The 22,382-nt window shown below is 69.6% G+C and carries 23 protein-coding genes and 1 pseudogene; 9 read left to right on the plus strand and 15 right to left on the minus strand.

Annotated elements, in window-relative coordinates:
* Nucleotides 1-169 precede the first annotated feature (169 nt).
* The 4 genes and pseudogenes from EV284_RS05390 (at nt 170) to EV284_RS05405 (ending at nt 2,688) form a co-directional block, all read left to right on the plus strand.
* Nucleotides 170-481 carry a hypothetical protein gene (locus tag EV284_RS05390; protein WP_130330711.1) on the plus strand — a complete coding sequence of 104 codons (312 nt, stop codon included), beginning with the start codon at nt 170-172 and terminating at the stop codon, nt 479-481.
* 225 nt (nt 482-706) lie between these two features.
* Nucleotides 707-972 (plus strand): annotated as a pseudogene (locus EV284_RS05395) (helix-turn-helix domain-containing protein); the annotation flags it as partial.
* Nucleotides 973-1,104: 132 nt separating this feature from the next.
* Nucleotides 1,105-1,962 (plus strand): enoyl-CoA hydratase/isomerase family protein, encoded by an 858-nt coding sequence (locus tag EV284_RS05400; protein WP_130331132.1) that lies wholly within the window; start codon nt 1,105-1,107, stop codon nt 1,960-1,962.
* 117 nt (nt 1,963-2,079) lie between these two features.
* Nucleotides 2,080-2,688 carry a DJ-1/PfpI family protein gene (locus EV284_RS05405; protein ID WP_130330713.1) on the plus strand — a complete coding sequence of 203 codons (609 nt, stop codon included), beginning with the start codon at nt 2,080-2,082 and terminating at the stop codon, nt 2,686-2,688.
* Between the two features lie 212 nt (nt 2,689-2,900).
* On the opposite strand, the gene EV284_RS05410 is transcribed toward EV284_RS05405, so the two are convergent.
* From EV284_RS05410 to EV284_RS05420, 3 genes are read right to left on the minus strand one after another with little or no spacing between them, the layout of a single operon-like run.
* Nucleotides 2,901-4,109, minus strand: coding sequence for a cytochrome P450 (locus EV284_RS05410; RefSeq protein ID WP_130330715.1), 1,209 nt, complete (start codon nt 4,107-4,109; stop codon nt 2,901-2,903).
* Nucleotides 4,110-4,150: 41 nt separating this feature from the next.
* The gene (locus EV284_RS05415) at nt 4,151-5,542 is read right to left on the minus strand and encodes an FAD-dependent oxidoreductase (protein WP_130330717.1); all 1,392 of its coding nucleotides are present in this window, start codon (nt 5,540-5,542) and stop codon (nt 4,151-4,153) included.
* Nucleotides 5,532-5,759: a ferredoxin gene (locus EV284_RS05420; RefSeq protein WP_130330720.1), complete on the minus strand. Its 228-nt coding sequence runs from the start codon at nt 5,757-5,759 to the stop codon at nt 5,532-5,534. The genes EV284_RS05415 and EV284_RS05420 overlap by 11 nt, the downstream gene beginning before the upstream one ends.
* 230 nt (nt 5,760-5,989) lie before the next feature.
* Between EV284_RS05420 and EV284_RS05425 the strand changes: the two genes are divergently transcribed.
* Entirely contained in the window at nt 5,990-7,168 is a 1,179-nt protein-coding gene (locus EV284_RS05425) for a PP2C family protein-serine/threonine phosphatase (RefSeq protein ID WP_130330722.1), read from the plus strand.
* Between the two features lie 711 nt (nt 7,169-7,879).
* On the opposite strand, the gene EV284_RS33150 is transcribed toward EV284_RS05425, so the two are convergent.
* Nucleotides 7,880-8,494, minus strand: a complete 615-nt coding sequence (locus tag EV284_RS33150) for a hypothetical protein (RefSeq protein WP_242625575.1) — start codon at nt 8,492-8,494, stop codon at nt 7,880-7,882.
* A 73-nt stretch (nt 8,495-8,567) separates the two neighbouring features.
* On the opposite strand from EV284_RS33150, the gene EV284_RS33155 reads away from it, so the two are divergent.
* Entirely contained in the window at nt 8,568-8,897 is a 330-nt protein-coding gene (locus EV284_RS33155) for a hypothetical protein (RefSeq protein WP_242625576.1), read from the plus strand.
* Nucleotides 8,898-8,954: 57 nt separating this feature from the next.
* On the opposite strand, the gene EV284_RS05440 is transcribed toward EV284_RS33155, so the two are convergent.
* Both EV284_RS05440 and EV284_RS05445 read right to left on the minus strand, forming a co-directional pair.
* Nucleotides 8,955-9,422 (minus strand): hypothetical protein, encoded by a 468-nt coding sequence (locus EV284_RS05440; protein WP_130330726.1) that lies wholly within the window; start codon nt 9,420-9,422, stop codon nt 8,955-8,957.
* A 4-nt stretch (nt 9,423-9,426) separates the two neighbouring features.
* Nucleotides 9,427-9,750: a helix-turn-helix domain-containing protein gene (locus EV284_RS05445; RefSeq protein ID WP_278045808.1), complete on the minus strand. Its 324-nt coding sequence runs from the start codon at nt 9,748-9,750 to the stop codon at nt 9,427-9,429.
* Between the two features lie 381 nt (nt 9,751-10,131).
* Between EV284_RS05445 and EV284_RS32935 the strand changes: the two genes are divergently transcribed.
* Nucleotides 10,132-10,512, plus strand: a complete 381-nt coding sequence (locus EV284_RS32935) for a hypothetical protein (protein ID WP_207228925.1) — start codon at nt 10,132-10,134, stop codon at nt 10,510-10,512.
* 358 nt (nt 10,513-10,870) lie between these two features.
* Here EV284_RS32935 and EV284_RS05455 read toward each other — a convergent pair whose 3' ends face one another.
* On the minus strand, nt 10,871-12,157 hold the full coding sequence (locus EV284_RS05455; RefSeq protein ID WP_130330730.1) for a low temperature requirement protein A: 1,287 nt from the start codon (nt 12,155-12,157) through the stop codon (nt 10,871-10,873).
* Between the two features lie 97 nt (nt 12,158-12,254).
* On the minus strand, nt 12,255-13,277 hold the full coding sequence (locus tag EV284_RS05460; protein WP_130330732.1) for an alcohol dehydrogenase catalytic domain-containing protein: 1,023 nt from the start codon (nt 13,275-13,277) through the stop codon (nt 12,255-12,257).
* Nucleotides 13,278-13,642: 365 nt separating this feature from the next.
* On the opposite strand from EV284_RS05460, the gene EV284_RS05465 reads away from it, so the two are divergent.
* Nucleotides 13,643-14,275, plus strand: coding sequence for a TetR family transcriptional regulator (locus tag EV284_RS05465; RefSeq protein WP_130330734.1), 633 nt, complete (start codon nt 13,643-13,645; stop codon nt 14,273-14,275).
* A gap of 276 nt (nt 14,276-14,551) precedes the next feature.
* Here the strand turns inward: EV284_RS05465 and EV284_RS05470 are convergent, their stop codons facing one another.
* From EV284_RS05470 to EV284_RS05500, 7 genes are all read right to left on the minus strand, one after another.
* Nucleotides 14,552-16,030 carry a glutamate-cysteine ligase family protein gene (locus tag EV284_RS05470; RefSeq protein ID WP_130330736.1) on the minus strand — a complete coding sequence of 493 codons (1,479 nt, stop codon included), beginning with the start codon at nt 16,028-16,030 and terminating at the stop codon, nt 14,552-14,554.
* A gap of 78 nt (nt 16,031-16,108) precedes the next feature.
* Complete coding sequence (locus tag EV284_RS05475) at nt 16,109-18,181, minus strand: SpoIIE family protein phosphatase (RefSeq protein ID WP_130330738.1); 2,073 nt, start codon at nt 18,179-18,181, stop codon at nt 16,109-16,111.
* 110 nt (nt 18,182-18,291) lie between these two features.
* Nucleotides 18,292-19,119 carry a ribonuclease BN gene (locus tag EV284_RS05480; protein WP_130330740.1) on the minus strand — a complete coding sequence of 276 codons (828 nt, stop codon included), beginning with the start codon at nt 19,117-19,119 and terminating at the stop codon, nt 18,292-18,294.
* The gene (locus EV284_RS05485) at nt 19,116-19,694 is read right to left on the minus strand and encodes a DUF488 domain-containing protein (RefSeq protein ID WP_130330742.1); all 579 of its coding nucleotides are present in this window, start codon (nt 19,692-19,694) and stop codon (nt 19,116-19,118) included. The genes EV284_RS05480 and EV284_RS05485 overlap by 4 nt, the downstream gene beginning before the upstream one ends.
* Nucleotides 19,695-19,732: 38 nt before the next feature.
* Entirely contained in the window at nt 19,733-20,593 is an 861-nt protein-coding gene (locus EV284_RS05490; RefSeq protein WP_130330744.1) for a Rieske 2Fe-2S domain-containing protein, read from the minus strand.
* 147 nt (nt 20,594-20,740) lie between these two features.
* Entirely contained in the window at nt 20,741-20,965 is a 225-nt protein-coding gene (locus EV284_RS05495) for a hypothetical protein (RefSeq protein WP_130330746.1), read from the minus strand.
* Between the two features lie 60 nt (nt 20,966-21,025).
* Nucleotides 21,026-21,268, minus strand: a complete 243-nt coding sequence (locus EV284_RS05500) for a hypothetical protein (RefSeq protein WP_130330748.1) — start codon at nt 21,266-21,268, stop codon at nt 21,026-21,028.
* A 379-nt stretch (nt 21,269-21,647) separates the two neighbouring features.
* Here EV284_RS05500 and EV284_RS05505 point away from each other — a divergent pair, with 379 nt between their 5' ends.
* Nucleotides 21,648-22,301: a fasciclin domain-containing protein gene (locus tag EV284_RS05505; protein ID WP_242625578.1), complete on the plus strand. Its 654-nt coding sequence runs from the start codon at nt 21,648-21,650 to the stop codon at nt 22,299-22,301.
* Nucleotides 22,302-22,382 lie beyond the last annotated feature (81 nt).

A 22,382-nucleotide genomic window follows, 5' to 3' on the forward strand; every position in this document is an offset into this window, starting at 1 on the left:
CATTGCTCGGCGTCAGCCTGCGGCGTTCGCAGCAGTGGGCGGCTCGAACATTCTCCGGGCGAGGCCCCGTAGACCTTCACCCGACTGGACCGCAAACCTTTCAGGCATCGTGCCGTTTTTAAGGACGCGGACCTCCGTGTGAGAGGCCCACGGCAGAGAGAGGGCAGAGATGATCGGCGACGTCACCTACACCGACATGCTCGCTGGGCGAGTGACTTTCACCCAGACCGAGGACAAGACAGTCCGCATGACCGGTCAGTTCAATGACGGCTTCTACGACCCCAACGCACGGTGCCTCCTGTACGTCGGTGATCTGCCTCCCGCCGACCAGCTCGACATGACGATCAACCCTCCGGGGACGTCGGCGTTCGAGTACGACTACGAGGACGTGACCATCGACGACTTCACCGGCGTGAATATCCGGATCATCGCCGATGACGAGGTCATCGCCGTCGGTGACCCCACCGTGCCGGTCGGATAGAGGTACGGGCCACGCGCTGCGGCATGAGGACACCGGCAAGAAGTAGGTAAGACGGCCACCGTCGGGCGTATGGAGAGCCGGCGGGGGCCCGATGGTCTGTCAGGCTGCCTGCTCCCACGGCCAGTCGGCGTCACGGCCTCGGAAGAGCAGGTCGACCACGGTGAACACCTGGTCGGACAAGGGGCAGAAGCTGCAGCAGATCGGGCGTTGCGCCATCGGCGGGCGATGATGCTGCTGGCCTCGGCCGGGGGGAACCGGGTGCCGGTGATCGCCCAGCTGGTACAGGCCGACGAGGACACTGAGCGGGATGTGAGCCACCGGTTCAACGAGGTCGGCCTGGCCTGCCGGGACCCTCGACGGGTGGGAGGCCGTCCCCGTCGCTCAGTCGTGACGAGGCGGACTTCGTCATCCGGACGGCCGCCACCCGCCCCACCAAGCTGGGCCACCCCTTCACCCGCTGGTCGCTGCGCAAACTCGTCGCCTACCTGCGGTTCCACCCGACCGGTCTCGAGACCACCCTGCCTCCCTACTTCCCAGCGTGCGCCCTGCCGTGGAATGCGGCGCACCCTGGGAAGCGAACCTCCGAAGCCCCGGCTTCCGCTCTCTCGTTCAGGAGCTCTGTCATGAGCGTCGACCTTCCGTCGATCCGGACCCGGATGGAGAGCGGCGTGCTGTTTGCCACCCTCGACGCGGGCGCCTTGAACCTTCTCGGTGTCGACCTGGTGCGCGACCTGGTCCTGCTGGTCGACCGGCTGTACGCCGACCCGGGTGACGTGCGTGTCGTCGTCATCGACAGCGCTTCACCGGACTTCTTCTCCGCTCACGTGGACCTCACGGCCGTCCCGCAGTACACCGCGGAGGCCGCGAAAGCTGGTGGTCCTGGCGATGCTTCCCTGGGTATGTTCCTGCACAAGCTGGCCCGGGTCCCGGTGATCACCATCGCCAAGGTTCGCGGGCGTGCCCGCGGTGGCGGCAATGAACTCGCCCTGGCGTGCGACATGATCTTCGCCTCGCGCGAGAAGGCGATCTTCGGGCAGTTCGAGGCCGGCACCGGTGCTCTGCCCGGCGCGGGCGGTGTCCAGCACCTGGCCCGGCAGCTCGGCCGGCATCGCGCCATCGAGGCCATCGCCGGTGCCGACGACTTCGACGCGGACACCGCGGAGCGCTACGGCTGGATCAACCGCGCCCTGCCCGACGCCGAGCTGGACGGCTTCGTCGAACGCTTGGCGAAACGCATCGCCGGCTTCCCGCCGCAAGGAGTGCGAGCGGCCAAGCGAGCCGTCAACGACCTCACCCTGGCATCGGCCGCCCACGTCCGATCGGACAGCGTCACATTCCAGAGTCTGATCACCCGCCCCGAGACCCGTGAGCGCCTGGACTACCTTGCCCGGCACGGCCTGCAAAGCCCCGGAGAGCTCGAGCGGGAACTCGGTAAGGCTGTGGGGGACTTCTCCGCTGAAACCGACCCACAGGCCGGCTGATGCTCCTCGGTAATCACAGGAGGGACGGACGGGGCCACCACCTGCCGATTGGCCTGCGACCTGGAAGCGGATCGTCTGAAAGGCTGCACACCCAGTCCTGCGCCGTGAGGAGAAGCCATGCAGGTAGCCGTGATCACCTTTGACGGATTCAACGAGCTCGACAGCTTCATCGCCTCCGCGTTGATCAACCGCTGGCGCAAGGACGGGCTGGAGGCCTTCATCACCACACCCACACCGGTCATCACGTCGATGAACGGCGTCGAGGTAACCGGGCAGCGCCCCATGGAGTTCGTGACCGACGCGGACGTCGTGCTGATCGGCAGCGGCGTGAAGGCACGCGAGGTGGTCGCCGACGACCAGTTGATCTCCCGGCTGCAGCTGGACCCGTCCCGACAGCTGATCGGTGCGCAGTGCTCCGGCGCGCTGGTTCTCGCCCGGCTCGGACTGCTGAACGGCATGCCGGTCAGCACGGACATGAAGAGCCGCCCCTTCGTAGAGGCATACGACGTCACCGTGCTGGACACGCCGTTCCACGCCGAGGGCAACATCGCCACCGCGGGCGGCTGTCTGGCCTCCCAGTACCTCGCCTCCTGGGTGATGACCCGCACCCTCGGGGAGGACGCGGTGCGCGATGTCCTCGGTTACGTGGCCCCGGTCGGCGAAAGCGAGGAGACCATCGAGCGCGCCCTGCGCGCCGTCCACGCCGGCGAGATCGCACTGCACTGACGCAACCGCGTCCGCCCGGCTCTGCCTCGGGGGGATGGTTGGACGGGGTGGGCGCCTCCCACTCCTCACCATGAGCCCGCGGACGGGAACGGCGCTCCCTCCATCCAGGTGTCGGCTGATCGGCCGCCGGAGGCATCATCTTGTGCCCGCGGATGACGTCGTGCCCTGGCCGTATGGCGCGCGCCCGTGTCGTGCGCTCGGGCGGCGGTCGCTCAGACTGTGAGGCCTTCGATGGCGACGGGAAGATGGCGGGGGCCCCGCAGGACCGCGTTGGCGCGGTACGGCGGCGGGTCCTCGATCAGCCCGGAGAGCGTGACCCGGCGGAACAGTTCGGGCACGGCCAGGTGCAGTTCGATACGGGCGAGCGGGGCGCCGAAGCAGTAGTGGATGCCTGTGTAGAAACCCAGGTGCTCGTTGTCCTTGCGGTCGGGATCGAACTGGTCGGGGTCCTTGAAGCGTTTGGGGTCGCGGTTGGCCGCGGCCAGCATGAGCCAGACCGGCGAGCCCTTGGGAATGGTGGTATCGGCGACGTCGATGTCTGCCAGGGCGGTGGTCCACGGGACGAACTGGACCGGGGGCTCGTATCGCAGCACCTCCTCGATGAGCGGTACGGCCAGTTCCGGCTTCTTCTGGAACCGGTCGAGGACGTCGGGGTGGCGCAGCAGGGTGAGGGTCGTGTTGGTGATCGCGTTGACGGTGGTCTCGTGGCCGGCGACGAGGAGCAGCACCGCGGTGGCCTCCAGGTCAGCCGGTGTCATGTCGGGGGCGAGCGCGCTGAGCATCCCGGCGCCGGGGTGGCGGCGTTTGGTCTCGATCAGGTCGGACAGGTAGGCGCCGATGTCCTGGCGCGCCCGCTGTGCCTTTTCCTGGCCGCTTCCGCCGGCGGCTTGGGGATCGATTCCGGACGCCAGGGCGTCGGCCCAGCCGTGGAAGAGCGGTTCGTCCTCGCGCGGCACGCCGAGGACCTTGCAGATGGCGGTGACGGGAAGCGGGTAGGAGAAGTCCTCGACGATGTCGACCTGGTCCTTGCCCTCAAAGGCGTCGAGCAGCTCGGTGACGGCCTTGGCCAGCTCTCCGCGCAGTCCGTCGAGGAATCCGGGGCTGTGCGGCGGCCCGAACGGCCGGTTGATGGTGTCGCGCAGCCGGTCGTGCTCGGGCGGGTCGGTGAAGATGAAACTGGGCGGCAGGCCGGTCTCCTCCGACGGTTGCCCTGGACGGGCGTGGCCCGGTGGGCGGTGGCTGGTGTCGTTGCTCAGCCGCGGGTCGTTGGCCAGGTTGCGCACCTCGTAGTAGGTGCTGACCAGGTAGGTGCCGTCTTCCTCCCGCCTGACCGGCGTCTTGCGCAGTTCCGCATAGAGCGGGTACGGATCGGCTCTGTTGGCGTAGTCGGTTATCTGCGCGGAGATGGTGTCGGGCGTCATGGTGTCTCCTGAGGGGCTCCGGACGGCGCAGGGACCGGTGATCAGGCATGCGACGGAACGAACTCGACACGCCGCTCGCTCGGTGAGTGACCCGTCAGCGTGACGGTGGGCCCGTGGGTGGGCAGGTGGGGGTCGGGGAAGTCCGGATCGAGCGGCTGCAGCGTCTCCGTCCGGCGGTTGACCGTGCCGTACTCCGGCGGGAAAGGCGCCCCGGCCGCGATCTGCCGCTCGTAGAAGCCCATCCACTTGGCTCCGTCGAAGGCCGCCGCGGCGATGACGCGGCCGCGGTAGCCGTACACCGCGACGAACCGCGCCTCGGCGAGTGCCCCTTGGGCGACGACCATCTGGTCGCCCATCGAGGGAACACCCACCGACTTGATGTTCACGCCGAACTGGGAGGACCAGAACATCGGCAGCCACAGGTGCGGACGGCGCTCAGGGCCTGCACAGACCATGTTGTGGGCGGCGATCTCGGCCTGTTCGACGGCGTTGCCCCAGTGCTCCAGCGCCAGGAACTGGTAGTCGAACAGCGGGTGCGGGCTGCGTGCGACGTCACCGGCGGCGTAGATGTCGTCGGTGACGATGCCGTTGACGTCGAACACCCGGCATCCGGCGTCGCAGGCGATTCCCCGGGCACCCGCGGCCACCCCCGAGCCGGCGAGCCATTCCGTGTTCCGGATGGCACCGAGCGAGACGACCGCCACCTCCACGTCGATGGCCGAACCGTCGGACAGGTGGGCGCGTCTGAGTCGTCCCACATCGTCGCCCTCGAGGGCAGTGACGCTGATGCCGCAGCGCAGGTCGACTCCGTGCTTGCACTGCAACCGGGCCGCGACCGCGCCGATCACTCCGCCGAGTGCGCCTACCAGCGGTGCCGGGCCGCGTTCGGCGACGGTGACCTCGTGGCCCAACTCCCGGCAGACCGAGGCGACTTCGGAGCCCGTGAATCCGGCGCCGATCACCAGCACCCGGGACGCGCCGCCGGTCAGCTTCCGGTGCAGCTGTGCGGAGTCGTCGCGGGTCCGCAGCACAAACACCCCGTCCAGGGCGGCCTCTTCCGGGTGGAACCAGGGTCGCGCTCTGGTCCCGGTCGTGATCAGGAGCCGGTCGTAGGGGACGGTGTCGCCGTTCGCCAGGCATACCTGCTTGGCGTCCCGGTCAAGGCGCGTGGCGGCAACGCCCAGGTGCCATTCGGCGTCGATGTCGCGCCGCCGTGGCAGTGCGGTGTCCTCGGGCCGTGCCCGTCCGAGCAATGCCTGCTTGGACAGCGGCGGCCGATCGTACGGTTCGTACGGCTCATCGCCGATCATGGTCAGCGATCCGGCGAAGCCCTTCTCGCGCAGGGTCTCCGCCGCGCGCAGACCCGCCAGCGAGGCACCGACGACGACAATGCGGCCCTGGCGCACCACGTCGACGTCCGTGTCAGCCGACATGGGGTTCCACCCGCTTCGTCGGCTCGTCGGAGTAGTCGACAAGGATGGCCTGGACCGGGCAAGCGGCGGCAGCCTCTTCCACCCGGTCGCGTTGTGCCTCGTCGAAGCGAGGGGAGAAGAGCAGCGCTTCGTCCCCGTGCAAGGAGAAGACATCCGGGGCGAGAAAGACGCACTGCGCGTACCCCTGGCACCGGTTGAGATCGACGACAAGCCTCATCTGGAAACACGCTCTCTGGGGGGCCGCGGTCACCGTCGGCTCCGCAGTCCTTGCGCTCGGTCCACGACTGGCAGGCATGCCTCATCTCCAGGATCGCCCCCTCCAGGGCCGGCTGGCAAGGCGAGATGTGCACGCGAGTCCCAGCTGACGGACCACGCGTCTACCACGGACCGATCCATCCGACCGGTGCGACCGGTGCGTCGTACAGGCGCGAGGTGCACATTGGTTATATGCACCTTGGCCAGCGGTTTGCCGTCACATGGCAGCGGTGGCACGCCACCCGGGCGTTGGTGCTGCTCCCCATCGGACTGATCGCCACGATCACCGTCGCGGACATCCGCAGTCCGGAATCCGTCCACCTCGGTCCGCTGCTGGTCGTAGCCCCTGCCATCACGGTGGCGATCGGTGGGGTATGGCTGACCGCACTGATCGGCCTACTGGCAGTGGCGGCTCAGGTACTCATCGCTGTTTTCCACGGGGGTCTGACCACCCCCAACCACATCAGCCAGATCATCGGACTCGCGATCCTCTCGATGTTGGCCGTGATCGTCTGCCTGGTGCGTGACCGGCGCAGGGCCGAGCTCGCCCAGGTGCGGACCGTTTCCGAGGCCGCGCAGCGGGCGCTGCTGCGCCCGCTGCCCCGCCGACTGGGCGCGCTGCGCATCTCGTGCACGTACCTGGCCGCCGCGAAAGAAGCCCGTATCGGCGGTGACCTGTACGCCGTGGCCCGCACCGGCAACCGCACTCGCGTGCTCATCGGCGACGTCCGGGGAAAGGGACTGCCCGCAGTGGGTGAGGCGGCCGCACTCATGGGCGCATTCCAGGAAGCCGCTCACCAGCACGCCACACTGCCGGCGCTGGCCAGCGCCCTGGACCGCAGTGCATGCCGCTACTCCGCCCAGTTCCTCGGGGCGGACGACGAGGCTGAGGAGCACTTCATCACCGCGCTGCTGCTGGAGATCCCCGACCATGACTCGGTGGCGCGGCTGACGCACTGCGGGCACCCGCCGCCCCTGCTCATCAGCCGGGGGCAGGTGATGACTGTCCAGACTCCACCGGCACCGCCCCTGGGCATGTGCGCGCTGACGCCGGACATCCGCACTTCTCACACGTTCCCGTTCAAGGCCGGTGACACGCTCCTGCTGTACACCGACGGTCTCGTGGAGGCTCGCGACAGCAGCGGCGCCTTCTACCCATTGGAAGAGCGACTCCCTTTGTGGGCCAAGTGCCATCCCGACACGCTCGTCGAGTGCCTCCAGCACGACCTCCTGGCCCACACGGGCGGGGACCTCCGAGACGATGCCGCCATACTCGCCATACAACGAACGGCAATGACACACGTCGGACACCTCGGCAGCGAGCTTGTAGGCAGCGACGGGCGCCCGATGGTTGACCTGAAGCGCCCTTAGCGCACGACCGGTGAAGCGAGACCTCATCCCTGGAAGGCCGCTCGAGGAACCCCGGTCGACCGCGACCTGTGTCCGCTGCCTCCTGGGCCGTTTCACGCTGAGGTTCGGCGTTGATCAGCGACGTTGGGCGCTGGACCTCGACGCCCTGGGCCGCAGCTGCTCGGCGTTGCCTGGAACGAAGGTGGTCGAGATGGGAGCCTACGACGCTCGCGCACCACGATCCGGCCGACACTCGCGACCGGCGCCCTGTCCAACCCGGAGTCCGAGCGCCCCCGCCGGAGGCATCCCTTGTGCCTGCCGCCCCCTCTCGGCAGGGGGCCCTCGCTCAAGTCGCCCAGACCGGCGTAACCGCCGGGAATCTTTCCGCGGCCGGGCGTAGCGTGAAAGGACAGATTCCCTATCCGAACTCAGGCGGCGAGCGGTCCTGATCGCAGGCCTCAGTAAGCCGCGACAACCCAGTGCTTTTGCGTGATCACACTACGCGAGTCGGGTGTCGTTGGAGGGAGCTCCGATGCAGGGGAGACTCTGCGCTCGGGCCAGTTCCATTGAGAGGGAAGGGTCCGGAGCCCGAGTGGCGACGACGATGCCGGCACCAGCATCGTTGTCGAGAACGGCCGCCGAGTTTCGCCGGCGCCGAGAGACGAAAGGCCGCTCATGCCTCAATCCATGCGCGCGCTCGTAGCCGGAAAGGTCGGCGAGCCTACCGATGTCCTACGCCTCGAATCCCGGCCCGTTCCCACACCTGGTACTGGCCAGGCGTTGATCCGCGTGACGGCGACTCCCATTCACGCCAGCGATCTGCACGTGCTGCGTGGCCGCTACGGTTTCTCCCCCGAATTCCCGACGGTGGGGGGTCATATGGAATGCGTGGGCCGTATCGAGGCCCTGGGCCCGGATGTCGCAGGGCTGCAGATCGGCGAGCGCGTGGTCGTCGCCGCAGTCCCTGCGGTGCCCGGACCCGCCATGGCCGGCACCTGGCAGGAATACCTTGTTGCAGATACACGAAGACTCCTGCCGGTTCCCAACGACCTGAGCGATTCCAGCGCCTGTCAACTGGCCGTCAATCCGTTGACCGCGCTGCTTCTTGTGACTCGCGAACTCGACGTACAGCCGGGTGAATGGCTGTTGCAGACGGCAGCGGGCTCCACCGTCGGCCGACTCGTCATTCAACTGGCCAGGCATATGGGCATTCGCACGATCAATGTCGTGCGGCGACGCAGTGCTGTCGAGGAGATCGAAGCGCTTGGTGGTGACGAGGTCATCTGCACCGAGGATGAGGACTTGTTGCAGCGTGTGGCTGAGATAGCGGGCCCGGCCGGCGTGCACAAGGCCACCGACTGTGTCGCGGGGCCCCTGGGTGCCCAGGTATCTCAAGCATTGGCCCCGGGGGGGAGAGGTCGTGGTCTATGGCGCGCTCTCCACCCATCGCCAAAGCGACCCGGCGGCGCTGACGATCCCGCTGCAGGCACGCTCGGTCATCTACGAGACCAAAGCAGTCCGCGGCTTCTGGCTGAACCGCTGGTTCGGCACGACCCCACCCGCAGATGCGCTGCGCGCGCTGACCCAGGTTCGTGGTCTCGTCGTTGATGAAATGCTGAGCATTCCCCAAGGCCAGCCATTCCCGGTCGTACGCTTCACCGAAGCTGTCTCGCTTGCCGAGACACCGGCGCATGGCACCAAACCGCTCTTCGTCTTCGAAGACAGACGGGACGCGGACTACAACTACTGAACTTGAACGGGTGATGTCGGGCTGGACGACTGCACTTGGATCCTGCTGAGACCTGAGTCAGATGTGGGCTCTGATCTGCTTCACCGGATGCCCGAGTGTGTCGCCGATCGCGGCCAGTTCCTCGTCGCCGAACCAGTCACGTCCGGGGTTCCAGATGGCGATCTCGAAGCGGGCGAAGCCGCACGGCCAGTCGTAGTCCAACACGTCGAGCGACGTGGCGGCGCCGCAGCAGGGCACTTCCACGGCCAAGGTGGCGAAGCCGTCCTCACCGTGGCTTTCCAGCAGGTCGGCGTACCACTCGGTGTCGATCGAGGCGCCGCAGTGCGGGCAGCCGATCCGTTCCAGGTTGTCGCCGCAGTCGACGGATGTAAGGGCATCGTGCCAGGTGACGTCGATCTCGACTTCCACGCCATCGGGCAGGCCGGGAGCCAGGTCCGCGGCAAGCGCGGCAGTCCGCTGGGCCGTCGCCCGGTCGGGCTGCCACTGGGGATCGGTCGGAATGATCGACAGGACGTCGTCGCTCACGGACTTACTCAATTCGTCGGGTACAAGCGCTCGGCTGGGTGCCGCGATCGTAGGGCCACCTGGTAGGCCGGCCGTTTCCTGGGGGCCGCCAGCCCTGGACCAGCGGTCCCCGCTCCAACTGACTTTCCAGCCGGCCGACCTGGGCCGCGCTGAGTTCGGGCCGTCCCGGTGAGCCTGCGGACAGCAACTCCGCCTCGCCCCGCTCCCGCCAAGCCCGGCGCCATCGCTCAACCGACCGCTCACTCACCCGCAGCGCGGCCGCGATCTCCCGGTTCTTTTCCTCGCGTTCGAAGCGCTCCATGGCCCGCAGCCTGACCCGAGTACCCACGAGACTTCCGCTGCGGTGATCACACGAGACATCCCGTGATCTTCGCGTCGGCCGGCAAGGTCTTCCCGGTCCTGAGACAGCGGCGGGGTCCCGGACGCCCCTGCGGGGGATGTCCTCGCCCTCTGGGATGCTGCGTTCATGGCTCTTCCTGGCTCCCGCACGAAGACGACCGATGTGTGGTCGCTACCCGAAGATGAGCAACTCATCGGGCAGCGCATCGGCGAAGCCCTGCCACGATCCGGCTGGCTGTGCAGTCACCCCGGTCCAAGGGGCCTTCACCAGGTGCATCTGCATCGTTCACTCGGGGAGGCTCTGAGCTGCGGTGGCCAGCAAGCGTTTCTGCTTCTGCCAGACGGGTCACGCGCACCTGAAGATGTCCTGGTGGACAACGCGTTCGCCCCCAGATCCGGCATCGGGCACTCGGCCGTCGTGCAGTTCCTTTGCTCACGTCGCTTTCAGGACGGCGAGGGCGAAGTCCTCGAGGCCGGCCGTCTCGCAGTGCGCTGGTTCGCGCAGCAGATTGGACCTGAGAGAGATCAGCTCCTGACCGAGGAGACGAGCCTTGTCTGGAAGGCCCTGCGAGCGGCGACCCGGCCGGCCAACGTCGAGAGCACGCAGGGCCGACGAATCTCCGGCATGCGGATCGGCCCTGCCGCCCATGACCTCGTGACCAGCAGCGGGATGCTGCTGACACGCGGCGGTGTCCAACGTCTGCATCTGGCCGCCTCGCCGCCAACCCGTCAGATACGGGACAGGCTTTAGCAACGCGGCGAAGCGCCTGAAGCAGCTCCAGATAGGGTCGGCTTCCCCCATAGTGGTTCGCTGGCAATCCCCGGGCGGGTTCCCCCTGGAGAGCCACCTCCACGAGAAGTTCACTCGGCTGCGGATCACAGGGGAGTGGTTCAGTTTCCAGCGCACCGCAGACCCGGTGAAGGCCATTGACAAGGCTGCTCGGACGTTCCTTGAGCAGTACGACGCCTCCTGCTGAGCTTGAGTTCGCCGTGTCGAGGCCGGTCACGTTGGTCTGATTCCGCACCGGTCTCGGGAAGTCGCTGCCAACGGAACGGGTGCCACGCCCTTGCCGGGCGGATCATGTTGGCGGCGGGTCGGGCAGGTCGTTTCACCGGTGTCCGGACTGCACGGCGTCCAGCATCTGCTGCTGGTGGCGGTAGCCGATCGTCTCGTATCCGGTCACGGTGACGTAGGGGGCGAGCATGACCACGAGCAGGCACACCGCGACGGAGACTCCCGCTGCCGACAGCAGTGCCGCCGCGGTGAGCACGGCGAGGGTGAGAGCGATGAGCAGGAGGTGGAAGCGGTCTGCCGCCGACAGGAGCAGGGTGTGGAGCAGGTAGACCATGAGCAGGTAGAGGCCGGTGGGCAGGGCCAGGGACAGTACGACGGCGGTGGGGCCGAGGTGTGCGTGGTGTTCCATGTACAGGCCGGCCACGTGGAGCCCCGCTCCGACGCCCGCGATGCCGGTGAGCAGGGGGATGTGCCCGTAGCCGAAGAGGTATCCGCGGTTGCGGCGGTGGACGAGGATGTCGCCGAACGGGGTGGAGAAGTAGACCCACCACATCCCGAAGGTCAGTCCGACGCCGGCGACGATGACGGCGATGGCGTCGCCGGTCCACTGCGTTCCGTCCGGGCCGCCGAGCAGGTCGCCGGAGGAGGCCGCGGTGCCGACGACGCTCTCGCCCAGCACGATGAGCGCGAACAAGCTGTAGCGCTCGGCGACATGGTGCGGGTGCCAGGGCGTGGCGTCGGCGCCGCCCTGGGCGAGCACCGGCAGCAGCAGTTCCAGGGTCCCGATCACGACGACGCACACGATCACCGCGACGAGCGGCAGATGCGCGAATCCCACGACGGTCCAGCCGACCTGGGCGACCAGCGTCCAGACGATGTTGGCCCGGGCCACCTTGCGGAACGACGGGGACTGCCGGGACACGCGCCACCACTGGAGCACCATGGCGACGCGCATCACGATGTAGCCGACGACCATCACGCGCAGTTCCAGGTGGTCGCCTTCCTCGACGGAGTGGAACATCGCGGGGATGCCGAGCGCAAAGACGACGACCCCGGTCATCTGCACCATCGTCAGTGCCCGGTAGAGCCAGTCGTCCGTGCCGAACGCGGAGGCGAACCAGCTGAAGCTGATCCAGGCGACGCTGATCGCGAACATGGCGAGGAGGAACGCGACGACGGCCTGCGCCGGATACCCGCCGGCGAGCAGTTCGGCGTACCGGGAGGCCGCGGTGCCGACCGCGACGACGAATGTCAGGTCGAACAGCAGCTCCAGCGGTGTGGCGACCCGGTGGGCCTCCTCAGGGTTGCGTCCGGTCATCGGCATGAGCCGGTGCGCGAGCTTGCCTCTGCCGGTACTGCCGGTGCTTCGGGAATCGCTCATGCGGATCATGTTCCGTCAAGGAGACGGTGGACGTCTCGGCCTGGAATCGTGCGGATGGGGGAGAGGGCTGCCGGGCGACGGTCAGGCGCCCGCCGGTTCAGGCGCCGTGCGGGAGGAACACGCCGCGGAAGCGCATCTTGCCCGAGGCGAGCCGGTCGTACGCCTCGGTGGCCTGGTCGAGGGAGAAGGTCTCGATGATCGGCTTGACCTTGCCCTGGCCGGCGAGGTCGACGACCTCGGACAGGTGGTGCTGCCCGCCGTGGGTGGAGCCGATGACCTTCTGGCGCATCATGTGGAACGGGATGCCCTCGGAGGAGATGGAGAACGGCCGGGTGAAGTCCAGACCGCTCAGGACCACGCGGCCGCTGGGCCGCAGGCCCGCCATCGCCTCTTCCGCCGCCTCGAAGGCGTTGGTGGTGACGAGCAGGACGTCCGCGCCGCCCAGGTCGTGCAGCTCCTTGCCGTTGGCGACGACGTGGTCGGCGCCCAGCTCGAGGGCCAGATCGTGCTTGTCGGGAGAGTGCGTGACCGCGACGGTCTCGAAGCCCGACGCCTTGGCGAGCTGCAGGGCCACGTGCCCCAGCCCGCCGATGCCCACGATGGCGATCCGCTCTCCCGGCTGCGGGTCGGCATCCCGCAGGGCGCTCCACGTGGTGTAGCCGGCGCACATCATCGGCGCCGCGTCCTCGAACGCCAGCTCGTCGGGCAGCAGCACCGTGCCCCCGGCCGCGATGGCGATGTACTCGGCGTGGCCGCCCTGCGCCGCGAAGCCGGTGGTTCGCGGTGCGACGCAGTTCATCGCGGTCTGGCCGGTCAGCGGCAGGTTCTTGCGGCAGTAGTCGCAGCGGCCGCACGCCGACTGCACCCAGGTCGTACCGACCCGGTCACCGACCTCACGCCCGTGCACACCGTCGCCCACCGCGACGACCTCCCCGACGACCTCGTGGCCAGGGGTCTGCGGGTAGATGTCCCCGCCGTAGCCCTGCGTCGCCCACACGTCGGTGAAACACATGCCCGACGCACGGACCTTCACCAGTACCTGACCGGGCTCGGCCACCGGGGTGGGGACCTCCTGGACCTCCCACGGCTGGTTCGCACCGGTCATCACAACAGCCTTCATGATCTTGCTCCTGGCTTGATGGGGAAGGACGCCAAAGCGTCCTCTGTCACAGGGCCCGCGCGCCTCGGGAGGGCTGGCCGTGCCCTGTCGACCAAAGGTAACCAACTAGATAGGTACAACGTAGCACGGGGTCACCGGGGCCACGAATGGTCAGATTCCTGTACGGGTGGACGGCGCTGTTGACCTGGCATTTCACCCGGTGCGCAGACGTGCGACACGGCACGTCGCCACCTGATTTCTCACGCTACCGCTCGCAAGCTCCGCCGCATCTTCGGCGGGCTGCGCAGCCCGGGCACCGGCCGTTCGCCCGCTGCGCAGGCGAACCCCACCCTTCGTCCGGTCACGCAACGCACTAATCTGTATCCATGCCGCCGGATGCCACCGCCACCAAGAAGCGCCTGCTCAAAGCTGCGTACGACGAGTTCGCGCAGTTCGGGCTCGCGGGTGGCCGCGTGGACCGCATAGCCGAAGCCGCCCAGGCGAACAAGCGCATGATCTATGTCCACTTCGGTAACAAGGACGACCTCTTCGACCTCGTCGTCGCCAACAGCCTGGCAGACCTCGCCAAGGCCGTCCCGTTCGCCGCTGACGACCTCCCCGGCTATGCCGGCAGGCTCTTCGACTACCTCCTGGAACACCCCCAGGTGCTGCGTCTGACCGGCTGGGCCCAACTGGAGCGCCCCGACGCCACACCGGCTCAGGTGGACGCCTATGTGCCCAAGATCGACGCCATCGCGAGCGCTCAGCAGCAGAACATCGTCACCGGGACGGTCGCGCCCACCGACATCCTGGCCCTTCTGCTCGGACTGACCACCGCGTGGGCCAACGCCTCCCCGGCCCTGCGGTCGCTGGCGGATCAACCGCCATGGGACGGGGAGCGCCTGCGGATTCACCGCGTCGCGATGATCGCCGCAGTGCAAGCACTCATCACACTGCCCCCGTCCACCGGCGAAGATCACAGCACGGGGCACCTGCGCACAGCCCCCACGCCCAACTGAACAGACTGGCGCGGCCCGGCGAAGGTGCGCTCAACGACGGGGCGCACCCGGCCAGTCGGCACACGCGGCCGAGACCACGCCGGGCGTCGACGACTGGAGTCGGGGCCAACGCCCCTTTCCCCTCAACAGGATTCTTTCGGTTGGCGGGTCACCCGCGCGAGGCCGTTGCGGACGTGATGCCCCGGCACGCTCACACCGGCCGCCCGGAACAAGACGACGACGTCTCTACGCTGTCCGGCGAGGGAGTCGGAGCCGGACCGGACGCGACGCCTCGCCTCAGTCCACCGGCCAGGTGTGCACCGGGGCGTTGAGGTGCATGTAGTCGATGTACAGCTCCGTCATCCGGCGCAGCGCCTCGTGCCGGCTGGCGTGCGTGGTGTCCTCCAGCTTGCGCACCGTCTCCTTCTGCCACACCGCGCCGTTGCGGGCCGTGACACACCGCTGCTCGATGATGCCGAGCAGCGGCTCCCGCCACGCCGCGTCCATGCCGGACAGCTCCAGACCCCGGTGCGCCAGCGGCAGCAGCCGCCGCAGCACCAGTTCCGGCACCGGCACCTCGCCCATGCCGGGCCAGTACAGCAGTGCCTCGATGCCGTGCCGGGCGGCGGTGTGCAGGTTCTCCTCCGCCGCCGAGAAGGACATCCGTGACCACACCGGCCGGTCCTCCTCCACCAGGGCCCGCGTCAGGCCGTAGTAGAAGGCACCGTTGGCCAGGGTGTCCGCGACCGTCGGGCCCGCCGGCAGCACCCGGTTCTCCACCCGGACGTGCGGCCGGCCGTCCGCCACCGCGTACACCGGGCGGTTCCATCGGTAGATGGTCCCGTTGTGCAGGGTCAGCTCGGCCAGCTCCGGGATGTCGCCCCGGTCCAGCGTCTCCGCCGGGTCCTGCTCGTCGCACAGCGGAAGCAGGGCCGGGAAGTAACGCAGGTTCTCCTCGAACAGGTCGAAGACGCTGGTGATCCACCGTTCCCCGAACCACACCCTCGGCCGCACCCCCTGGACCTTGATCTCCTCGGGCCGGGTGTCCGTCGCCTGCTCGAACAGCGGGACACGGGTCTCGTGCCACAGCTCCTTGCCGAACAGGAACGGCGAGTTCGCCGCGAGCGCCACCTGCACGCCCGCGATGGCCTGCGCCGCGTTCCAGTAGCCCGCGAAGTCCTCGGGGGACACCTGGAGATGGAACTGGGTGCTGGTGCAGGCCGCCTCCGGGGTGATCGTGTCCGCGTAGGTGCGCAGCCGGTCCACGCCGTCCACCTCGATGCGCAGGTCCTCGCCCCGTGCCGCGAACACCTGGTCGTTGAGCAGCCGGTAGCGCGGGTTCTCCGACAGCGCGGCCACCCCGATGTCCGCCTGGCGCAGCGTGGGCAGGATGCCGACCGTCACCAGCCGCGCGCCGACCGTACGGGCCCGGTCCTCGGCGTGGTTGAGCGCCGCCCGGATCTCGCTCTCCCAGGCGTCCGGGCCACCCGCCGTCAGCCGGCGCGGCGGCACGTTGATCTCCAGGTTGAACCGGCCCAGCTCCGTCGACCAGTAGGGGTCCGCGATGGCCTCCAGCACATCGCTGTTGCGCATCGCGGGCTCGGCGCGTGCGTCCACGAGGTTCAGCTCGATCTCCAGCCCCACGCGGGGCCGGTCGCTGTCGAAGCGCGACTCGCGCAGCATCTGGGCGAACGCGTCGAGGCACTCCTGCATCTTGATGCGGTACCGGCGGCGGTCCTCGCGGGTGAAGACGAGCGCCGGGACGTCCCGTCCCATCGGCCCTCCTGGATTCCCTCCTCCAACACCTGTGGACCCAGCCTCGCACCACCCACCGCAGCCCACCACGCGGCGGTGCTACGGGTGGTCCACCACCCGGGCGAGCAGCAGGGCCACGTCGTCGTGGTCGTCGGGGTGGCGCAGGCCGTGCACCAGCCGGTCGCAGAGCTCCTCCAGCGAGGGGGCGGGCTCGCCCAGCAGGGACAGCAGCGTCTCCAGCCGGTCGTCGATGGCGTGCTGCCGGGTCTCCACCAGTCCGTCCGTGTACAGCACCAGCAGATCGCCCGGCTCCATCGGGACGGTCACCGCCTCGAACGGCACCCCGCCCACCCCGAGCGGCGCGGCGGTCGGCAGGGCCAGGAACTCCGGGGGCCGGCCCGGCCGGACGAGGGCGGGCGGCAGATGCCCGGCGTTGGCGACCGTGCACCGGTTGGTGGCGGGCTCGTAGACCGCGTACAGACAGGTGACGATGTAGTGCTCCAGGTCGCAGGTGATCCGGTCCAGATGGCGCAGCACCGCCCCCGGGGCCAGGTCCAGGTCGGCGTAGGCGCAGGTCGCGGTGCGCAGCCGGCCCATGGTGGCGGCCGCGTCGATGCCGTTGCCCATCACGTCGCCGACGACCAGGGCGGTCCGGTCGTCGGCCAGCGGGATCACGTCGTACCAGTCACCGCCCACCTCGCTGGTGGCCTGCGCGGGCTCGTAGCGGGAGGCCACCTCCAGGCCGGTGTGGCGGGGGGAGTGGTCGGGCAGCAGGCTGCGCTGGAGGGTGAGCGCGGTGTTGCGCACGCTCTGGAACCAGCGCGCGTTGTCGATCGCCACCCCGGCCCGGCCCGCGATCTCGGCCGCCAGCACCACGTCGTCCTCGTCGAACGGCAGCGGATTGCTGGTCCGCTTCAGGTCCAGCGCGCCCAGCACCTCGCCGTGCGCGATCAGTGGCACCGCCAGGTACGAGTGCACGCCCGCCTCCGCGAGCAGCGCCTCGCCGTCCGCGTCCCGTGCGATCCGCGGCAGGTCGGCGGCCTGCACATGCGGGATCAGCACCGGGCGCCCGGTGTGCACGCACAGGGTGACGAGCCGGTCCCCGGCGTAGGCGGCCAGGTCGCCCGGCGGGTCGGCGGCCCGGGTCGCCAGGGTCGGTTGGGCCGCCTTCAAGGCGAGCGCCCGGAACAGCTCGGGCCCGTGCTCCGGGCTGCTCATCCGGCGGCAGGCCAGCGCCGAGTCCAGGACGTCCACCGCGACCACGTCCGCCAGTACCGGCGCCGCCACCTCGGCCAGCTCGCGGGCGGTGCGCTCCACCTCCAGGGTGGTGCCGATCCGCGCGGAGGCGTCCGCGATGACCGCCAGCCGTCTGCGTGCCCGGTCCGCCTCCGCTGCCGCCTGGTGCCGCTCGGTGACGTCCACGACGGAGGCGGCCGCGCCCAGCACCCGGCCGCCGGAGTCCTCCAGCCGGTAGAAGGACAGGGACCAGGCGTGCTGCTGTCCGGGATCATTGCGCGGCCGGCCCACGTGGTACTGGTCCAGCAGCGGCATGCCGGTGGTGAGGACCTGGCGCAGCGCCGACTCCACGGTCTCCATGTCCGTCAGCGGCAGCGTCTCGCGCAGGCTCCGGCCCACGTGCTCGGCGGCCGGCACGCCGTCGATCCGCTCCAGCGCCGGGTTGACCAGCAGAAACCTCAGGTCCGGGTCGAGCAGGGCGAGCCCGATGGGGGACTGGTAGATCAGCCGCTCGCACAGGGCGAGGTCGGTCTCCACCCGCTGGAGCAGGCCCCGGTCGGCGGCGATGCCGAGCGCGTACACCTCGCCCTCGTCGTCGAGCAGCCGCATGGTGCGGAACTCGGTCAGCCGGCTGGAGCCGTCCTTGTGCTGCACCGGGAAGGCGCCCGCCCAGCCCTGGCCGGTGGCCAGTACCTCGCTGAACAGCCGTACGGCCGACTTGATCCGGCCCGGCGAGACCAGCAGCCGGCCCGCCTCGGAACCGAGCGCCTCCTCGGCGGAGTAGCCGAACAGCTCCTCGGCCTGCGGGGTCCAGAAGACGATGCGCCCCGCCGTGTCCAGGACGACCGCGGCCACGCTCAGCAGGTCGAGCAGCCCCGTCGGCCGGGGGTCCTCGGCGTCGTGCTCCTCGTCCGACCGGAAGGGGTCCACTGCCATCCCGCCACCTCCACCCAACCGGTACGGGCGTCGCCCCACAGCTCGGGACCGGTACCCCTCCATGCTGCCCCCGCCGCCCGCTCACGCCCACCGCAGAGCCCCGCCGCCCCTCAGCCGCCCTCCTCACGCCCCTCGCGTCCCTCCTCGTCATCGCGCGACGGCACCCAGTGGTGCTCGGTGAACCAGCGGCCGAACAGCGCGCCGCCGTACACGACGAACCCCACACCGATCAGCCAGGACGACACCACCAGCACGGTGCCGACCGCCCCGTAGCTCAGCGCGTTGGTGACGATCAGCGGGGTGAAGACCAGAGTCGAGAAGGCGCGCAGCCCGGCCAGGCCCACCACGCTGGCGATCGCGCCCGGCAGCAGCTCACGCCAGCGGACCTGGCCGCCCAGCAGGAACCACGGTCCCCACCAGAAGAAGAAGAGCGTGGTCACCGTGGTCAGGAAGGTCCGGGAGAATCCCTCCACGGTCGTCCCGGTCTGTACCTCCTGGTAGAGGTACGCCATCAGCACCAGCAGCCAGGTCGCCTGCCGCCACACCCGGTGCCAGCGCCCGGCGGGCAGCCCCCAGATGCGCTCGAACCCGTTCTGCACGCTGCCGCCGAAGGACACCCCGAACACCGCGAGCATCAGGATGCTCCACGCGCTGGTGGTGCCGATGACCTCGCGCGGGGGACTGAACACCTCGTTGAGCACCTTCGCGGAACGGCCCGACAGCCCCATGCCGTCCGACAGCCAGGAGGGGAAGCCGCCGCGCACCAGGGGGTCGGCGGCGGCGACCACGATCAGCAGCGGGGCCAGGGTCACCAGCGCGAGGGTGGCGAACCCCATGGCCCGGTGCAGCAGTTCCAGCTCCCTGCCGCGCTGGATCAGCTTGTGCAGGGCGAGCCACTCCCAGGCGCGCTCCAGGCGGCCCGCGCCCCGCCGGCTCACGGTCCCGCCTCGTCGCACTCGTGGGAGGTGCCGGACCCGTCGGACTCCCCGGGCGGTGGCGGGTAGGTGAGGCGCCCGTCCTCGACGCGCGCGTTCTCGTTCAGCGACGCCGGCTTCGTGCTCGTCGCCGACATGATGTGGTCCACGTCCGCGCCCGCCGCCAGCAGCGCGTCCGTGATCAGCCGGCGGTGGCAGCGCCAGGGCACCGCCTCGCTGCACATGATGGCGGGCCGGCCGTGCTCGGCCAGCTCCAGGAGTTCGTCCAGCCCCTCCCGGAACTCGTCCGTGGCCATGTGGTCGGCGTAGTCCCGGAACGCCTTGACCCGCCAGGCGCCGTTGGGACTCGGCACGTCCTTGGGCGTGTGCCGCCGCCCGCCCAGTTGCGGGATCCAGCGGTACTCGATGTCGGGTGGCAGCGCCTCCTCGATGGCCGACCGGTTCCACTGCGGGAACTTCCGCGAGGAGGGGAACGAGCGCACGTCGACCAGATGGGTGATGCCGTTCTTCCGCAGCATCGTCACCAGCTCGTCGACCTCACGCGTGGAGTGCCCCACCGTGCGGATTCGGTTCGTCATCCCGGTGCCGCCTCACCCGACCCGCGCATGCCGCCGGTTCAGGCGTTCGCGGCCCGCACCAGCACCCGCTCCTGGGAGATCTTCACGTCCCAGTCCGGCTGCGGGACCGTCGCCGGACCCCGCGTCACCTCGCCGTCGGAGAGCCGGAACGCGCTGCCGTGCCAGGGGCAGTGCAGGCAGCCGTCCGCGTCGACCTCGCCCTCGTCCAGCGGGCCGCCGGCGTGTGTGCAGTTCGCCGAGAGGGCGTTCACCGTGCCACCGTGCCGCACCAGCACCACCGGCACACCGCCCGCGTCGACCCGCAGCGGCTTGTCCTCCTCCAGCGCGGTCAGCGCCGCCACGTCCGTCCACTTGCCGGTCGGCTCCTCGAACGCCGTGTGGTTCACGCCGATGCCGTTCACGTACGACAGGTGGCCGCCCAGGTAGGCCGAGGCGCCGGTCAGACCGAGGCCCACCCCGCTCAGCACGACACCGGCGCGCCGACGGCCGGTCAGCCGGGCCACCCAGGACGCGGCCTGGAGCACGGTCGCCGCGCTGTTGAGCATCCCGTGCACCAGGCCGACCCGCTGGGGGCCGCCGATGGTGTCCGCCCAGTCGGACGCGCCGCTCGCGGCCGTCGGCACCACGGCCAGCAGGCCGAAACCGACGAGCTTGCGGGCCGCCACGGCCCCGCGCTCGCCCGCCGTCAGGTCCAGCACGGTCGCCATGCCCCAGGCGCCGATGGGCACATCGGTGAGCACCGGGTGCAGCGCGTGGCCCAGCCAGGTACCGGAGAGCGCGTTCTTGACGGCGGTCGGCCGCGTCACCTTGTTCACCAGCCCCGCGACCGGACCGGTGAGGGCGTCGAGCGCGGTGCGGTTCTCGATGTCCTTGATGACGTGCTCGATCTGCTGGGGCATGTCACTCGCTCCTCGTAGCGTTCGGACCTGACGGGCCGGTGTCCCGACGGTGCTCCGGCTCGCGCTTCTGGGTCAGGCTGTCCTGCCCGAGCATCCCGGGCCGCCGGTACGGCAGTTCGCCGCCGGTGAGGGGCCGGGTTCCCCTGTTCAGCGGGGCCACTCCCGTGGACCCGCGCCCTGCCACTCCACCCACCCCGCGCCGACGACGTCCGCCTCCTCCACCGCGGCCAGGCCCTCGGGGCCGGACCGGCGCAGGAACTCCACGACGTCCAGCACGGTGTAGGCCATGCCGACGAACCGGTCACCGACGCGCACCCGCCTGCCGCCGTCCGGGGCGGGCGGGTAGATCACGACGGGCATCTGCGGGGTCATGTCCCGAGCGTGGCCCAGGAGCGCGGCCGCCGCATGCCGGAGTGCTCCGGGACGGGGGCGCTACTCGACCGCCGGGTCCTCCTGGGCGTGCCGTACCGCTTCCTGGACCGACCGCTCCAGCGCGCCGCGGTCCTCACCGGTCGCGGCCGACCTATCGGCGATGGCCGCGCGCACGGCGTCGTACGCCGCGCGCCAGCGGCGCCGCTGGGCGTCGTACTCGCTCCCGGTGAGGCCGGCCAGCTTGGCCCGCTCCACCTCGGCGGACCGCTCCAGGGCGATGAGGCTGTCGGGAATGTCTGCCACGTGGGGATCGTAAGCGCGGCGGCCCGCGGGCGCCTCCCAGGTCCCCGGAGCGCGGCGTCATATCCGGGGCCGGCGGCTCACCGGATTGGTCTCGATCTTTATTTCACCTGATCGGGGGAGCGACCAATCCGCTGACGCGGCAGATCCGGATTCCCGGTGTGAGGGATGAAGAGCGGTACCACCGATCGCCGGCCGGCCCGGCGCGCTTCGCACTGGGCGCGCCGCGCGGACCGCTCTTCGAAGGAGTCGGGGCGCCGACTGCCACGAGCCGCCCCGACTCCACCGGCGCCGCATGCCTCCCCTCCGCCCCGAATCGGCTTTTCCCGCTATGACCCTCAGCGCGGCCCCCGTCGCACGCCACTCAGGAGATGACGAAGAGATGATGACCACCACCCGTACCCGCCGCGCCGCCGTCACCCTTGCCGCCGCCGCCGTGCTGCCCCTCGCACTGAGCGCCTGCTCCTCCAGCGACGCCAAGGACAGCGGCAAGTCCGACTCCTCGGCGTCCGCCGCCTCCTCGCCGAAGGCGAGCGAGAGCATGGGCGGCACCTCCATGGATCAGCCGTTCGGCCCGGCCTGTTCCTCGGTGCCGAAGAACGGCGCGGGCTCCTTCGACGGCATGGCCAAGGACCCGGTGGCCACGGCCGCCTCGAACAACCCGGCGCTGTCCACGCTGGTCACCGCGGTGAAGAAGGCCGGTCTGGTCGACACCCTCAACAACGCGCAGAACATCACGGTGTTCGCGCCGACCAACGACGCCTTCAACAAGATCCCGAAGGCCACCCTGGACAAGGTCCTCGCCGACAAGGCCCAGCTCACCAAGATCCTGACCTACCACGTCGTCGGCCAGAAGCTCGCGCCGAAGGACCTGGAGAACGGCTCCTTCGACACCCTGGAGAAGTCGAAGGTCATGACCTCCGGCTCGGGCGAGTCGTACACCGTCAACGACTCCTCGAAGGTGGTCTGCGGCAACGTCAAGACCGCCAACGCCAACGTGTACATCGTCGACACCGTCCTGATGCCCAAGAGCTGACCCAACCGGCAGCGCCCGCCCGCTCCGGGGTCACCGGAGCGGGCGGGCGCGCAGCCCTTTCCCCCTTGACGCCCTACTCCC

Origin of the sequence: Streptomyces sp. BK022, from assembly GCF_004217355.1 — a bacterium.
In the GTDB taxonomy this organism is placed as follows: domain Bacteria; phylum Actinomycetota; class Actinomycetes; order Streptomycetales; family Streptomycetaceae; genus Streptomyces; species Streptomyces griseoluteus.